Annotated in this window: 1 pseudogene; it reads right to left on the bottom strand. The window is 49.8% G+C overall.

Annotation, left to right across the window (positions count from 1 at the left end):
- Positions 1 to 233 (bottom strand): annotated as a pseudogene (locus tag QN395_RS21555) (HNH endonuclease); the annotation flags it as partial.

The raw sequence follows: 233 nt of genomic DNA, 5'->3' as shown, positions 1-233 counted from the left end.
GTTTTCTTGCCTTTAATAACGATGGCTTTAACCATGTCGCCTGTCTGGAAACCACGTACCTGCTTTTGACGCATGAGAAACCCATTCGGAAAGCCATACTGGTCTAAGCGTGTGCGCTGATAGCTTCCGCGACCAGAACACTTGATCGTCAATGTTGGACGATTCCAATCAACGACTGCGCGCACTGTGCCTACACACACGGCATCGAGCGCATGCGTTTTTGGAATATGGTG

The organism is Undibacterium sp. RTI2.2 (assembly GCF_035018705.1).
In the GTDB taxonomy this organism is placed as follows: domain Bacteria; phylum Pseudomonadota; class Gammaproteobacteria; order Burkholderiales; family Burkholderiaceae_D; genus Undibacterium.
The sequence above is the reverse complement of the archived record's forward strand: the minus strand, read 5'-3'. Positions and strand labels throughout refer to the sequence as shown.